Origin of the sequence: Terrabacter sp. MAHUQ-38, assembly GCF_014518425.1 — a bacterium.
GTDB lineage: Bacteria > Actinomycetota > Actinomycetes > Actinomycetales > Dermatophilaceae > Terrabacter.
This window is the reverse complement of record NZ_JACVCU010000002.1, coordinates 675724-689819: the sequence shown is the minus strand read 5'-3', so window position 1 is coordinate 689819 and position 14096 is coordinate 675724. Positions and strand designations below refer to the sequence as shown.

Genomic DNA, 14096 nt, shown 5'->3' with positions numbered 1-14096 from the left:
GGCGTCGGCGACGAATGAAGGTCGGTAGGTGCACGAGTACGTTCTCGTCCTCATCGTGGCCGCCGCGGTCACGTACCTCGCCACACCCTTCGTGCGCAGCCTCGCCGTCGCCACCGGTGCCTTCACGGCGGTCCGCGAGCGCGACGTCCACAAGACGCCGATCCCGCGCCTCGGGGGGGTGGGCATCTACGTCGGCTTCGTCGCTGCGGCGCTCGTGGCGCGGGCCCTGCCGTACCTCGGCACCCTCTTCTCGGACCGGCGCATCCTCGGCGTCATCGTCGCGGGGGGCATCGTGTGCCTTCTCGGTGCGTTCGACGACATCCGCGAGCTCGACTGGCTGACGAAGCTGGCCGGGCAGATGCTCGCGGCAGGGCTCATGGCCTATACCGGCGTGCAGCTGTTGTCGCTGCCGATCTTCGGCACGACGATCCTGCCGACGCCGGTGCTCGTCATGTTCACGATGCTCGTAGTCATCGCGTCGACGAACGCCGTGAACTTCATCGACGGTCTCGACGGGCTCGCGGCAGGCGTCGTGGGCATCGCGGCGCTCGCCTTCTTCATCTACAGCTACATCGTGTCGCGCTCGTTCGTGCCGGCGAACGTCTTCTCCACCGCGACCTTCATCTGCGCCGCGCTCGTCGGCTGCTGTGCGGGATTCCTGCCCCACAACTTCCACCCGGCGCGCCTCTTCATGGGCGACTCCGGCGCGCTGACCCTGGGCCTGCTGCTCTCGGCGGCGACGATCACCCTGACCGGCAACGTCGACCCCGGGCAGGTCAGCGCCAACGAGGTGTCGGCGGCGTTCCTGCCGATCCTCGTGCCGCTCGCCGTGCTGCTCCTGCCGCTCCTCGACATGCTGCTCGCAGTCGTGCGGCGCACGCGCGCCGGCCAGCGCCCCTGGCACCCCGACGCGATGCACCTGCACCACCGCATGCTGCGCATCGGCCACGGCCACCGCCGGGCGGTGCTCATCCTCTACCTCTGGGCCGCGATCGTCGCCCTGGGTTCGGTGTCCTTCGTCATCTGGGACGGTCCGCGGCCGCTGGCGGTCGTGGGCGCGGCGGCGGCGATGGGCGTCGTGCTCACCGTCTGGCTGCCGCGGTGGAGGCCGTCCGAACGCTTGTGATAGCATTCACAAGCACCTGAGGAGAGTCTGGGAAGAGTCTCCCGGGTCGCCGGAATCGCTTTCCGCGCAACCGATCCGAGCACGCAGCGGATCAGCCCGAGTCCCGCCCGCACCACGCCTCGACGACGCACCCAGGCAGGTTTCCTTGAGCGCCACAACGGCCCGCAGCGCATCACAGTCCGATGCGTTCGCGCAGCTTCTCCGCGGCTCGCTCCTGCCGACCGCCGTCGCCGGCCTCGTCTGCGTCCTCGTCGGGCTCTTCTCGAGCCCCAAGGCCGCTTGGTCCGCCGCCCTCGGCGCCGCGATCGTCGTCTTCTTCTTCAGCCTGACGCTGCTCGTCATGAAGCGCACGGCCGACCTGCCGCCCACGACGACGATGATCGTCGTGATGGTCACGTACACCTTCAAGGTGCTCGTGCTGGCCGTCGCGATGTTCGCGCTGCGCGACGTCAGCTGGGCGTCGGGGTTTGCCATCGGTCTCAGCGTCACCGTGTGCGCGGTCGTCTGGCTCTTCTTCGAGATGCGTTCCTACAAGCGGCTGCGGATCTTCGCGTACGACCCCGACGGGGAGGCCTCGCTCGCCTCGACGGACTCGTCGACCGACGCGGCGACCGACGCGGCGACCGGCGCCCCGACCGATGCCCCGACCGATGCGCCGACCGATGCGCCGACCGATGCCCCGACCCGTCGGGAGCCGCGTGATGAGCCGTGAGGCCGGAGGTCACCATGACCACACCACAGACCCCGTCGGCGCCCGAGCCCGACGAGTCGCGCGAGACGCGCGAAGCGACGACGCCGCCCGAGGTGGATGCCGACGAGCAGCTGCGGGCGTTCAACACGCGCGAGCAGGACTCCGCGTGGCGTGCCGTCGCGTACCTGCTGACCGGACCCCTCGTCTACGGCGGGCTCGGTGCCCTCGCGGACCACTGGCTGGGCACGTCGTGGCTCGTCGGAGCGGGGATCGTCGGTGGGATGGCCCTGTCGCTCTACCTGATCTGGTTCCGATACGGTACCCATTGAGCCCTGCGGCCACCGCGCCGCCGGCCAGCGCGTCGCCCGGAGGCACGCCGGCCTGGGAGCGGGCTGGGAGCAGACGCCCGGTCCTCGACCCCGCACCGCTGACGCCGAGCGTCACCCGCACTGCCCTGAACCTACGAAGGAGTAACCCGTGAGCATCGTGGCCGCCGCGCCGACGGACTACACCGCCCCCGGCGTCGAGGAGTTCTGGCAGCCCCTCATCGGTGACGGCGCCTGGGCGATCACGCGCCCGATCTTCCTCATGCTGCTCTCCACGGGCCTCATCATCTGGTGGCTCACGGCGACCACGAAGAAGCGGGCTCTCGTCCCGAGCCGCGGCCAGATGGGCACCGAGGCCGTCTACGGCCTGGTCCGCAACGGCGTGGCCAAGGACCTCATCGGCAGCCACGAGTTCATGAAGTTCGTGCCGCTGCTCTTCTCGATGTTCGTGCTGATCCTCGTCAACAACCTGTTCGGCGTGATCCCACCGATGAGCTACCCGACGATGAGCCGCATCGGCTTCCCCATCGCGCTCGCGCTCATCGTGTGGATCGTCTTCCACGTCGTCGGCATGAAGAAGCACGGCTTCGTCGGCTACTGGAAGTCGCTCGTGCCCGCCGGACTCCCCAAGGGCATGATCGTCCCGATCTTCATCCTCGAGCTCATCACCGACCTGTTCACGCGGCCCGTCACCCTGGCGCTGCGACTCTTCGGCAACATGTTCGCCGGTCACATCCTGATGGCCCTGTTCATCTCGGGCGGCTGGTACATGCTCACCTCCGGCGGCGTCCTCATCGTGGCGGGCGGTGTCACCTGGGTCTTCGCCTTCGTCATGACGCTGTTCGAGCTGCTGGTCGAGTTCCTGCAGGCCTACGTCTTCACCCTGCTCGCCGCCCTCTACATCGCCGGCGCGGTCGCCGACGAGCACTGAGCGGCCCCCGCACTGCACCACCAGCACCACCCAATGCTTCACCCAGCCCCGGCGGCAAAAAGCTTGCCGGGACCGACAAGAAGGAAATGGAACACAACATGGACGGCAACATCGCGATCCTCGGTTACGGCCTCTCCGCCATCGGCCCCGGTATCGGTGTCGGTCTGATCTTCGCTGCCTACATCAACGGTGTGGCTCGTCAGCCTGAGGCCCGTGGCATGCTCCAGCCGATCGCCTTCCTCGGCATGGCCATCACCGAGGCGCTCGCCATCTTCGGTATCGCCCTCGCGTTCGTCTTCCGCGGCTGATCACCGCACCAGCCAACCGAACGCACACCGAGCTCATCGAAGCACCGTTCGTTTCTCTCTAGGAGACCCTCATGCAAGCAGTGACCGTGACCGCCGAGGGCGGCGAGGGCGGCTTCTGGGCCACCGCGGCACCGATCATCCCGCACCCGCTCGAGTTCTTCTTCGGCCTGGCGTGCTTCGCGATCCTCTACTTCGTGGTGGCCAAGAAGGTCGTCCCGAGGCTGGAGCAGATCTACGCCGAGCGCACCGCTGCGATCGAGGGCGGCATGAACAAGGCCGAGGAGGCCCAGGCGCAGGCCCAGGCCGCGCTCGAGCAGTACCAGGCGCAGCTCGTCGAGGCCCGGGCGGAGGCCTCGCGGATCCGCGAGGACGCCAAGGCCCAGGGTGCGCAGATCATCGCCGAGATGCGTGAGCACGCGGCGGCCGAGGCGGCTCGGATCACCGAGACGGCTCACAAGCAGATCGAGGCCGAGCGCCAGCAGGCCGTGGTCGCGCTGCGCAACGACGTCGGTCGCATCTCCACGGACCTCGCGGGCCGGATCGTCGGCGAGTCGCTCCGGGAGGAGACCCGCCAGAAGGACATCGTCGAGCGCTTCCTCGCCGAGCTCGAGTCGGGCGACGTCGTCCGTGAGAAGGTCGGGGAGCGCTGATGCAGGGATCCTCACGCGCAGCAGCGGCCACGAGCCGCGACGCGTTCACCGGCGCACTCGCCGCCGGTGCCGACCGCTCGCGGTTGGCCGAGGAGCTCTTCGCGGTCGTCGGCGTGCTCGACGGCAACGCCACCCTCCGCCGGGCCGTGTCCGACCCCTCCCGCGAGGGTTCGGACAAGGCGGCGCTCGCCGAGCGTCTGTTCAACGGCAAGGTGAGCGCCGAGGCCCTCGTGGTCCTCAAGGGCGTCATCGGGCAGCGCTGGAGCTCGGAGCGTGACCTCACCGACACGATCGAGGCGTATGCCGTCGAGGCGGTCGTCGCCGAGGCCGAGTCGGCCGACCGCGCCGGCCGCATCGAGGACGAGCTCTTCCGCTTCGAGCGGATCGTGGCGGCCGACTCGGCCCTGCGCGACGCCCTGACCGACCAGACGGCGCCTGCCGACAAGCGTGGTGCGCTCGTCGCCTCGCTGCTCGAGGGCAAGGCCGCCCCGGAGACGCTGACCCTGGCCCGCCAGGCCGTCGTCGCTCCGCGTGGTCGCCGTTTCGACCGCACGATCGAGGCCTACCTCGACACCGTGGCGAGCCGTCGCGAGCAGCAGACGGCGATCGTGACGTCGGCCGTTCCGCTCACCGAGGACGACCGCGCCCGCCTCGCAGCCGGCCTGGCCGCGATCTACGGCGGCACGGTCCACGTCAACACCGTCGTCGACCCCCGGGTCATGGGCGGGGTCAAGATCGAGATCGGTGACGAGGTCATCGACGGCACCGTCATCCGCAAGCTCGACGCGGCACGCCGCGCCATGGGTGCCTGAGGCACCGCCCACCACCAGCTGTGAACAACCACCGGCCCGCACGGGTCGAAACCGAGGAGAAGATCTGACATGACGGAGCTTTCGATCCGTCCGGAGGAGATCCGGGACGCACTGGACGCGTTCGTCCAGTCCTACGAGCCCGGCGCGGCCTCCCGCGAAGAGGTCGGCCGCGTCACCGACGCCGGTGACGGCATCGCTCACGTCGAGGGTCTGCCCTCGGCCATGACCAACGAGCTGCTCCAGTTCGAGGACGGCACGCTGGGCCTCGCGCTCAACCTCGACGTCCACGAGATCGGCGTCGTCGTCCTCGGTGACTTCGCCGGCATCGAGGAGGGCCAGACCGTCAAGCGCACGGGCGAGGTCCTCTCGGTCCCGGTCGGTGACGACTTCCTCGGTCGCGTCATCGACCCGCTCGGCAACCCGATCGACGGTCTCGGCGAGATCAAGTCGGAGGAGCGCCGCGCCCTCGAGCTGCAGGCCCCGACCGTCGTGCAGCGCAAGTCGGTGCACGAGCCGCTTCAGACCGGCATCAAGTCGATCGACGCCATGACGCCGATCGGCCGCGGCCAGCGCCAGCTCATCATCGGTGACCGCCAGACCGGCAAGACCACGGTCGCGATCGACACGATCATCAACCAGAAGCGCAACTGGGAGTCAGGCGACCCCGACGCGCAGGTCCGCTGCATCTACGTCGGCATCGGCCAGAAGGGCTCGACCATCGCGTCGGTCCGCGGCACCCTCGAGGAGGCCGGCGCGCTCGAGTACACCACGATCGTCGCGGCCCCCGCGTCCGACTCGGCCGGCTTCAAGTACCTCGCCCCCTACACCGGCTCGGCCATCGGCCAGCACTGGATGTACCAGGGCAAGCACGTCCTCATCGTCTTCGACGACCTGAGCAAGCAGGCCGAGGCCTACCGCGCCGTGTCGCTGCTGCTGCGCCGCCCGCCGGGCCGCGAGGCCTACCCGGGTGACGTCTTCTACCTGCACTCGCGGCTGCTCGAGCGTTGCGCGAAGCTCTCGGACGACCTCGGCCACGGCTCGATGACCGGCCTGCCGATCATCGAGACCAAGGCCGGTGACGTCTCCGCGTACATCCCGACCAACGTCATCTCGATCACCGACGGCCAGATCTACCTCCAGGCCGACCTGTTCAACGCCAACGTGCGTCCGGCCATCGACGTGGGTGTCTCGGTGTCCCGAGTCGGTGGTGCCGCGCAGATCAAGGCGATGAAGTCGGTCGCGGGCCGACTCAAGCTCGACCTCGCGCAGTTCCGGGCCATGGAGGCGTTCGCGATGTTCGCCTCCGACCTCGACCCCGCCTCGCGAGCCCAGCTCGCCCGTGGTGCGCGCCTCGTCGAGCTGCTCAAGCAGCCACAGAGCAACCCGTACCCCGTCGAGGAGCAGGTCGTGTCGGTGTGGGCCGGTACGACCGGCAAGCTCGACGACGTCGCGGTCGAGGACGTCCGCACCTTCGAGGCCGAGCTGCTCGACACGCTCCGCCGCGACGGCAAGATCCTCCAGACGATCCGAGAGACGGCCAAGCTCGACGACGACACCGAGGCGGCCCTGACGAAGGTCATCGACGACGTGAAGTTCACCTTCCGCGGCACCGGTCGTGACGGCCTCGAGGCCGGCCACGAGGAGGCCGAGGAGCTCGAGGACGACGCGATCGCCCAGGCGAGGATCGTCAAGACCAAGTGAGTCGCCGCCCGGGTGCCGCTCGGCTTCGCTGAGCGGCACCCGGAGCGGGCCCGCACCCCACACTTCTAGACCAAGAGAGGCGGAGCACATGGGAGCGCAGATGCGGATCTACCGCCAGCGCATCAAGTCCGTCCAGTCCATCAAGAAGATCACCAACGCGATGGAACTGATCGCGGCCGCACGCGTCATCAAGGCCCGCCAGAAGGCCTCCGAGGCGATGCCGTACACGACCGCCCTGACGCGCGCCGTGTCCGCCGTGGCCACCAACACCAACGAGGACCACCCGCTGACGACGGCGAACCCCGACGCGAAGCGCGCCGGCGTCGTCATCATCACGGCGGACCGCGGGCTGGCCGGTGCCTACTCCGTCGCGGCGATCAAGCGCAGCGCCGAGCTCATCGCCCGCCTCCAGGCCGAGGGCAAGGAGGTCTCCTCCTACCTCGTCGGGCGCAAGGCGGTCAGCTACTACAAGTTCCGCCATCGCGAGTACGCCGCCGAGTGGACCGGTTTCTCAGACGCGCCGACGTTCGAGGCAGCCAAGGACATCGCCGACCGCATCACCGCCGACTTCCTCAAGGAGACGGCAGAGGGCGGCCACGACGAGATCCACGTCGTCTTCACGCGCTTCCGCTCGATGGTCCGCCAGGAGCCCCACGTGCTGCGGCTGCTGCCCCTCGAGGTCGTCGAGCACGACGCGGAGGGCGAGGAGGGTCTCGACCTCTCGGTCAACACCTACGAGCAGGGCCAGATCCCGCCCGAGTACTCCTTCGAGCCGAGCGCGGCCGAGGTCCTCGACCTGCTGCTGCCCAAGTACGTGCGCAACCGCATCTTCACCGCGCTGCTCAGCTCGGCGGCCTCCGAGCTCGCGGCCCGCCAGCGGGCGATGAAGTCGGCGACCGACAACGCCACCGAGCTCATCAAGAAGTACCAGCGCCTCGCCAACCAGGCACGCCAGGCCGGCATCACCCAAGAGATCAGCGAAATCGTGGGCGGCGCGAACGCCCTCGCGGACGCCAAGAAGTAACCCCGCCCATTAGGTAAGGAAGTCAACAAAATGACTGCAACCGTCAGTGACAACGCTGTGGCTGCCGAGGCCGCGGGCGGCGTCGGCCGCATCTCGCGCATCATCGGCCCGGTCGTCGACGTGGAGTTTCCCTCCGACGCGATGCCGGAGCAGTACAACCTGCTCACCACCCAGGTCGCCCTGGCCGGCGAGACGAAGAACATCAACCTCGAGGTCGCCCAGCACATCGGCGACAACATGGTGCGGGCCATCTCGCTCCAGCCGACCGACGGCCTCGTGCGTGGCTCCGAGGTCCAGGACACCGGTGGCCCCATCACGGTGCCCGTCGGCGACGTGACGCTCGGCAAGGTCTTCAACACCACCGGTGACTGCATGAACCTCGCCGAGGGCGAGACCCTCGAGGTCAAGGAGCGCTGGGGCATCCACCGCAAGGCGCCCGCGTTCGACCAGCTCGAGAGCAAGACCCAGATGTTCGAGACCGGCATCAAGGTCATCGACCTGCTGACCCCGTACGTCCAGGGTGGCAAGATCGGCCTCTTCGGTGGTGCCGGTGTCGGCAAGACGGTGCTCATCCAGGAGATGATCGCCCGTGTTGCCCGCGACCACGGTGGTGTGTCGGTGTTCGCCGGTGTCGGCGAGCGCACCCGTGAGGGCAACGACCTCATGGTCGAGATGGAGGAGGCCGGCGTCCTCGGCCAGACCTCGCTCGTCTTCGGCCAGATGGACGAGCCGCCGGGCACGCGTCTGCGCGTGGCCCTCTCGGCGCTGACGATGGCGGAGTACTTCCGCGACGTCCAGAAGCAGGACGTGCTCCTCTTCATCGACAACATCTTCCGCTTCACGCAGGCCGGCTCGGAGGTCTCGACCCTCCTCGGCCGCATGCCGTCGGCCGTCGGTTACCAGCCCACCCTCGCCGACGAGATGGGCACGCTCCAGGAGCGCATCACCTCGACGCGTGGTCACTCGATCACCTCGATGCAGGCGATCTACGTGCCGGCCGACGACTACACCGACCCGGCCCCGGCCACGACGTTCGCGCACCTCGACGCGACGACCGAGCTCTCGCGTGACATCGCGTCGATGGGTATCTACCCTGCCGTCGACCCGCTGACGTCGACCTCGCGCATCCTCGACCCGCGCTACGTCGCGGCGGACCACTACAGCACCGCTGTGCGGATCCGTTCGATCCTCCAGCGCAACAAGGAGCTGCAGGACATCATCGCGATCCTCGGTGTCGACGAGCTCTCCGAAGAGGACAAGATCCTCGTCAACCGCGCTCGTCGTATCCAGCGCTTCCTGTCGCAGAACACCTACGTCGCCAAGCAGTTCACCGGCATCGAGGGCTCGACCGTGCCGCTCGCCGACACGATCGAGGCCTTCACCAAGATCGCCGACGGTGAGTACGACCACGTCGCCGAGCAGGCCTTCTTCATGTGCGGTGGCCTCGACGACGTCGAGCGCCAGTGGGCGGAGATCCAGAAGAACCTCTGACCCGGACCTGACTGGATGGTCCGTGCGACCCGATGGCGGGGAGGTGCCCTCTGGGCCCTCCCCGCTCGTCGTCGGTGGGTGGCGGTGTTCGCCGCCGCCGTCGTGGCCGCGGTGGTCTCGCGGGCACGCTACGGGGTCGACCTCAGCGACAGCTCGCACGCCGTGGAGCTGGCGATGCGGCTCGCTCAGGGTGACGTGCCGTTCCGCGACGAGATGAACCTGCAGGTCCTCGGGGCGTGGCCGGGGGTGCCGTTCACGTGGGTGTGGCTGCACGTCGTGGGTCTGCACGGGATCGTGCTCGCGTCGCGCGTGTGGTTCGTGGTCGTGTCGGCGGCCGTCGGTACGGCGGCCTGGCTCGCGCTGCGCCGGACGTTCGGCTGGGGCGCGAGCGCCTGCGCGCTGGCGGTCGCGCTCGTGCCCGCCGCGTACAACCAGCAGGTGTTGTCGTACAACACGACGCCTGCGCTCATGTACCTGCTCGCCGCGAGCGCCGGCGTCGGGGCGGTGACCCGGTGTGTGCGTTGTCGGCGGCCGTATGCCGTCCTGGCGGGAGCGGCGGCCACGCTCGGGGCGGTGAGCCACCCGGTCACCGCACCTGCGGCGGCCGTGCTGCTCATCCTGCTCGGGACGATGCTGTGGCGCCGCGACGCCGCGGAAGGTCTTCGGCAGGCACCTCCCGGCATACGGAGCAGGCTCGCACGCCGGCCGGGGGTCACGGCCGTGGTGGTCGGGGTGGTGGCCGTGGTGCTCGTCGTCGTGGTGCTCTGGGTGGGCGTCTGGGGTCCGGCCAACGTGTCGGAGACGCTGGCCTTCACCGACGCCTACCAGGTCACGCGTCCCAGCCGAGCCGACCGGCTCGGCCGCTGGGCGACCCAGCTCGGCGAGGCACTCACCGGTCCGTGGGTGCTGACCGCGATGTGGTTGGGCGTGCTCGCGGCGTTTCCGGCCATGCGCCGCCTGCGCGCACCGCTGCTCGTCGTCGCCGTCCTCGCCGTCGGTGTGCAGGCGGTGCAGGGCGGTGCGGAAGCGAGCACCTACACCGTCCTGTCGTGGCTCAGCCCGCTCGCCGGCAGCGTCGTGGCGGTCGTGCTGTTGCCGGTCCTGGTCGTGGCCTCGGTGCGGGACCACCGCCCGGTGGGACGCCTCGCGGTCCTGGGCTTCGCCCCGACGCTCGTCGGGACGCCCCTCGTCGCGGCGTTCACGTCGTCGGCACCGGTCTGGGGCGCGACCGGGGCGACCCTCGCGCCGGGACTGCTCGCGGCGTCGCTGGGCGCGCTCGTCTGGGTGCGCTCGCGCGCCGGCAAGGTCATGGTCGCGGTGATGCTGCTGCTCTGGCTCGGCACGGTCCACGTGCTCAACAGCTACCGCGACGGGCCGCCCGGTACGCTCGTCGTCGCCGCACCCGACGGCGCGTTCGCGGGGCTTCTCACGACGCAGGAGCGCAGCGACGAGGTCCTGGCCGGCCAGCAGGCGTTGCGGGCCTGCGCGGCTGCGGGAGACGGAGTCCTCGACTACATCCACCCAGCCGCGTTCCTCTACGCCGACGTCCGTTTCGACACCCCCATCGTGTGGATGGACTACTTCGGCTCGACGAGCCGATACGTGCTGGACTGGATCGAGCGCACCGGCCGCGTGCCGGAGTGCGTCGTCGCCGCCCGCGACTACTGGCCCGGTCTCGGCCGCAACCGCTACATCCGAGCCCCCGACCCGCTGCGCGACTGGGTCGTCGCTCACTACCGCGTCGTATCCCAGACCTCGCAGGTCGTGGTCCTGAGACACACCGGATGAGCAGTGCCGAGCATGTGATGCAGGCCACCGGTGCTGCACCGCCCGAGGGGCATGTGGGTAGGAGCACCGGTGTTGGAACAGATGGACAGACGTCAGCGTCGACGAGACCCTTCACGCAACGACAAGGAGAACCGTGAGCACGTCCACCCAGCAGGCCCCCCGCCATCGGGTCGTCGTCATCGGATCGGGGTTCGGCGGACTGTTCAGCACGCAGAAGCTGAAACGCGCCGACGTCGACGTGACCCTCATCGCGCGCACGACGCACCACCTCTTCCAGCCGCTGCTCTACCAGGTGGCGACCGGCATCCTCTCCGAGGGCGAGATCGCGCCCTCGACGCGTGAGGTGCTGCACCGCCAGGCCAACGCGAAGGTGCTGCTCGGCGACGTCACGGAGATCGACCTCGAGGCGCGCACGGTGACCCACAGCGCCGTCGGCCGCACGACCGTGACGCCGTACGACTCGCTCATCGTCGCGGCCGGGGCGGGGCAGTCCTACTTCGGCAATGACGCGTTCGCCCGGCACGCGCCGGGCATGAAGTCCATCGACGACGCCCTCGAGCTGCGCGGCCGCATCTTCGGCTCGTTCGAGCTCGCCGAGCTCGCGTCGACGCCTGCCGAGATCGAGCGGCTCATGACGTTCGTCGTCGTCGGCGCCGGCCCGACCGGTGTCGAGATGGCCGGGCAGATCTCCGAGCTCGCCCGACGCACCCTCAAGCGGGACTTCCGCCGCATCGACCCGACGACCGCACGCGTCATCCTGCTCGACGCGGCTCCCGCGGTGCTCGGCTCGTTCGGCGACAAGCTCGGTGACCGCGCGGTGCGCCGGCTCACCGAGATGGGCGTCGAGGTTCGCCTCGGTGCGAAGGTCGTCGACGTCGACTCGACCGGTATCGAGGTCGAGCACGGCGACGGCACTCGCGAGCGCATCGAGTCGGTGTGCAAGGTGTGGGCCGCCGGCGTCAGCGCCTCACCGCTCGGTCGTCAGCTCGCCGAGCAGTCAGGCGCGAAGCTCGACCGGGCCGGCCGCGTCGAGGTGCGCGACGACCTGACGCTCCCGGGCCACCCCGAGGTCTTCGTCGTCGGCGACATGATGTCGCTCAAGGGTCTTCCGGGGGTCGCGCAGGTCGCGATCCAGGGAGGGCGCTACGCCGCCGAGCAGATCCAGCGGCGTCTCGAGGGCGAGGAGCCCAAGGGCCCGTTCGAGTACTTCGACAAGGGCTCGATGGCGACCATCTCGCGCTTCTCAGCCGTCGCGTCGGTCGGCAAGGCGCAGTTCAGCGGGTTCTTCGCGTGGATCCTCTGGCTCGCCGTCCACCTCGTCTACATCATCGGGTTCAAGCACCGCATCACGACGTTGCTCCACTGGGTCGTGACGTTCATCGGGCGCGGGCGCTCGGAGCGCGTCGTGACCCAGCAGCAGGTCTTCGCACGGCAGGCCATAGCTGACCTCGGCGACGGGTACAACCCCGAGCTGCCGCGCCTCGCCAAGGACCGTCCCGACGAGCAGCCGCCCACCGTCGAGCCCACCGACGGCGCGACGTTCCGGTCGCGCGTCGACTGACCCGCTCGCGGCGCGGGGTCTGCGAACCACCGCTGGGCCGGCTCCGCACGTGGGAGCCGGCCCAGCGGCATACGTCCTAGGGGGTCCCGCCACGCGGGAGCCGGGTCAGGGGACGAGGCGCTCCACTGCCGCGCCGAGGCGCGGGAGGGCGGCCACGACGTGCTCCTTGGCCTTCCCGCGCAGCGTGCCGTAGACCTTGGCGGCGGAGCCGTGCGAGGTGTTCGCGGCCTTCGCGTCGGTGACGGCGAGCAGAGCGTCCGCGGCGGCGTCCGGCTGGGCTGCGAGGTGCGCGCCGAACGGCTGGTCGCCCTTCGTGGCCCAGAACGGGTCGAGGGCGCTGGCGAACTGGGGGAGCAGGCGGTCGGTGGCGCTCGACACGAAGCTGCCGCCGAGCTTCTTCGCGGCGGCGTACCCGGCCTTGACTGCGGCGCCCCCGAAGCCGGACTTGTCGGCCACCTCGGCGTCGATGACATCGGTCAGGGTCTCGACCGCCACCGGGCGGCGGGCGGGCTCGAGGAGGGCGTCGGACACTGCAGTGCTCATGGATCGGACTCCTGTGGAGGATGGGGAATCGGCGCGAGAGGCGAGCGCCACCTCGCGTACGGAGCATCCTCGCAGAGGCACTAAACTGCACAGCACACCCCCACGATCCGGAGGAAACGTGAGTTCGCTCAAGGTTGAGATGGTTGCCGCCGACCGGAAGGTCTGGGAGGGCGAGGCCAAGTTCGTACGCGCCCGGTCCATCTCGGGCGAGCTGGGCATCCTGCCCGGCCACACCCCCCTTCTGGGTGTCCTGGTCGAGGGCGAGGTGGCCATCGAGTCTCTCGATGGCGACCGGCGCACCGTGATGGTCGACGGTGGCTTCCTCTCCATCGACTCCGACGTCGTCACGATCGTGGCCGAGCACGTCGACGCGTCCTCGCTCCAGACGAGCAACTGAGGCCGCCGCGTGCCATCCGTTCTCGTCTCCACCGAGATCGTGATCGGCACGCTCCTGGTCCTCGCGGTGGTCGTCCTCGCGACGACCTACCTGCGACGCCGCTACATCGCCAAGGGCCTGCCCTTGACGCTGTGTGGTCTGCGCCAGTCGGACGGCGACCGCTGGCGCCTCGGCCTCATCCGGTTCGGTGACAACGCCCTCGAGTGGTACTCCCTCGGGGGCGTCTCGGTGCGCGCGAAGCACCGGTGGCTGCGCCAGCGGATGCTCCTCCAGGCGCCGGACCGGCTCCGCGGCGACGAGTCCATCCCGCTGCTCCCCGATGCGAGCCGCGTGCCGTGCACCGACGGCGACAGCGACTTCGAGCTCGCACTGCAGGGCCCTGCCTACACCGCGTTGCGGTCCTGGCAGGAGGCCGCGCCCCCGGGCTACAACGTCAACGTCGCCTGACCGCCGACCGCGCGCGATCGTGTGATCGCGACGCGCGCCCGATCAGTCGCCCGACCAAGCGTGACGGCGGGGGTCGGCCCTTCGAGCCAGCTGCGGGTCCCGCGAAGAGCTGGGCGGCCACCAGCCGTTGGGCGTCGGATGGGAGCGCGTTGCAGAGCAGCACGACTGCGAGTAGCACCAACAGCCACTCGCGGCCCAGTGGGGTGCGCAGCTGGGCGGCAGTGATGCCGCCTCGAGCAGCTGGGTGCGAGTCAGGACACCGTACTGGTGGTCTGTGAGGTCGGACAGCGGCCGCGGAAG

At 69.6% G+C, this 14096-nt stretch carries 15 protein-coding genes; 14 read left to right on the top strand and 1 reads right to left on the bottom strand.

What is annotated here, in order from left to right:
* Positions 1 to 28 precede the first annotated feature (28 nt).
* The 12 genes from H9I49_RS10155 to H9I49_RS10100 all read left to right on the top strand — a co-directional run bounded on the left by H9I49_RS10155 (position 29) and on the right by H9I49_RS10100 (position 12409).
* Entirely contained in the window at positions 29 to 1126 is a 1098-nt protein-coding gene (locus H9I49_RS10155; protein WP_188030216.1) for an MraY family glycosyltransferase, read from the top strand.
* 145 nt (positions 1127 to 1271) lie between these two features.
* Positions 1272 to 1838 (top strand): PT domain-containing protein, encoded by a 567-nt coding sequence (locus tag H9I49_RS10150; protein WP_188030215.1) that lies wholly within the window; start codon positions 1272 to 1274, stop codon positions 1836 to 1838.
* A gap of 14 nt (positions 1839 to 1852) precedes the next feature.
* On the top strand, positions 1853 to 2146 hold the full coding sequence (locus H9I49_RS10145; protein ID WP_223128479.1) for an AtpZ/AtpI family protein: 294 nt from the start codon (positions 1853 to 1855) through the stop codon (positions 2144 to 2146).
* 148 nt (positions 2147 to 2294) lie between these two features.
* A complete protein-coding gene (gene atpB / locus H9I49_RS10140; RefSeq protein WP_188030214.1) occupies positions 2295 to 3074 on the top strand; it encodes a F0F1 ATP synthase subunit A in 780 nt (259 codons plus the stop codon).
* Between the two features lie 98 nt (positions 3075 to 3172).
* Positions 3173 to 3382 carry an ATP synthase F0 subunit C gene (atpE, locus tag H9I49_RS10135; protein WP_188030461.1) on the top strand — a complete coding sequence of 70 codons (210 nt, stop codon included), beginning with the start codon at positions 3173 to 3175 and terminating at the stop codon, positions 3380 to 3382.
* A gap of 71 nt (positions 3383 to 3453) precedes the next feature.
* Entirely contained in the window at positions 3454 to 4032 is a 579-nt protein-coding gene (locus tag H9I49_RS10130; RefSeq protein ID WP_188030213.1) for a F0F1 ATP synthase subunit B, read from the top strand.
* On the top strand, positions 4032 to 4844 hold the full coding sequence (locus tag H9I49_RS10125) for a F0F1 ATP synthase subunit delta (RefSeq protein ID WP_188030212.1): 813 nt from the start codon (positions 4032 to 4034) through the stop codon (positions 4842 to 4844). The genes H9I49_RS10130 and H9I49_RS10125 overlap by 1 nt, the downstream gene beginning before the upstream one ends.
* 69 nt (positions 4845 to 4913) lie before the next feature.
* On the top strand, positions 4914 to 6545 hold the full coding sequence (gene atpA / locus H9I49_RS10120) for a F0F1 ATP synthase subunit alpha (protein ID WP_188030211.1): 1632 nt from the start codon (positions 4914 to 4916) through the stop codon (positions 6543 to 6545).
* A gap of 88 nt (positions 6546 to 6633) precedes the next feature.
* Positions 6634 to 7569: a F0F1 ATP synthase subunit gamma gene (locus tag H9I49_RS10115; protein ID WP_188030210.1), complete on the top strand. Its 936-nt coding sequence runs from the start codon at positions 6634 to 6636 to the stop codon at positions 7567 to 7569.
* Between the two features lie 30 nt (positions 7570 to 7599).
* On the top strand, positions 7600 to 9060 hold the full coding sequence (atpD, locus tag H9I49_RS10110; protein WP_188030209.1) for a F0F1 ATP synthase subunit beta: 1461 nt from the start codon (positions 7600 to 7602) through the stop codon (positions 9058 to 9060).
* 78 nt (positions 9061 to 9138) lie between these two features.
* The gene (locus H9I49_RS10105) at positions 9139 to 10848 is read left to right on the top strand and encodes a hypothetical protein (RefSeq protein WP_188030208.1); all 1710 of its coding nucleotides are present in this window, start codon (positions 9139 to 9141) and stop codon (positions 10846 to 10848) included.
* Positions 10849 to 10981: 133 nt separating this feature from the next.
* Positions 10982 to 12409 (top strand): NAD(P)/FAD-dependent oxidoreductase, encoded by a 1428-nt coding sequence (locus H9I49_RS10100; RefSeq protein WP_188030207.1) that lies wholly within the window; start codon positions 10982 to 10984, stop codon positions 12407 to 12409.
* Between the two features lie 105 nt (positions 12410 to 12514).
* Here the strand turns inward: H9I49_RS10100 and H9I49_RS10095 are convergent, their stop codons facing one another.
* A complete protein-coding gene (locus tag H9I49_RS10095) occupies positions 12515 to 12952 on the bottom strand; it encodes a hypothetical protein (RefSeq protein WP_188030206.1) in 438 nt (145 codons plus the stop codon).
* A 118-nt stretch (positions 12953 to 13070) separates the two neighbouring features.
* On the opposite strand from H9I49_RS10095, the gene H9I49_RS10090 reads away from it, so the two are divergent.
* Positions 13071 to 13349 carry a F0F1 ATP synthase subunit epsilon gene (locus H9I49_RS10090; protein WP_188030205.1) on the top strand — a complete coding sequence of 93 codons (279 nt, stop codon included), beginning with the start codon at positions 13071 to 13073 and terminating at the stop codon, positions 13347 to 13349.
* A 9-nt stretch (positions 13350 to 13358) separates the two neighbouring features.
* The gene (locus tag H9I49_RS10085) at positions 13359 to 13796 is read left to right on the top strand and encodes a DUF2550 domain-containing protein (RefSeq protein ID WP_188030204.1); all 438 of its coding nucleotides are present in this window, start codon (positions 13359 to 13361) and stop codon (positions 13794 to 13796) included.
* The last annotated feature ends 300 nt before the right edge of the window (positions 13797 to 14096 follow it).

Excerpts from the sequence above, each read along its gene's own strand:
- H9I49_RS10145 (WP_223128479.1), top strand. The coding sequence starts at position 1,853 with ATGACCACACCACAGACCCCGTCGGCGCCCGAGCCCGACGAGTCGCGC.
- H9I49_RS10125 (WP_188030212.1), top strand. The coding sequence starts at position 4,032 with ATGCAGGGATCCTCACGCGCAGCAGCGGCCACGAGCCGCGACGCGTTC.
- H9I49_RS10130 (WP_188030213.1), top strand. The coding sequence starts at position 3,454 with ATGCAAGCAGTGACCGTGACCGCCGAGGGCGGCGAGGGCGGCTTCTGG.
- H9I49_RS10115 (WP_188030210.1), top strand. The coding sequence starts at position 6,634 with ATGGGAGCGCAGATGCGGATCTACCGCCAGCGCATCAAGTCCGTCCAG.
- atpA (WP_188030211.1), top strand. The coding sequence starts at position 4,914 with ATGACGGAGCTTTCGATCCGTCCGGAGGAGATCCGGGACGCACTGGAC.
- H9I49_RS10095 (WP_188030206.1), bottom strand. The coding sequence starts at position 12,952 with ATGAGCACTGCAGTGTCCGACGCCCTCCTCGAGCCCGCCCGCCGCCCG.
- atpE (WP_188030461.1), top strand. The coding sequence starts at position 3,173 with ATGGACGGCAACATCGCGATCCTCGGTTACGGCCTCTCCGCCATCGGC.
- atpD (WP_188030209.1), top strand. The coding sequence starts at position 7,600 with ATGACTGCAACCGTCAGTGACAACGCTGTGGCTGCCGAGGCCGCGGGC.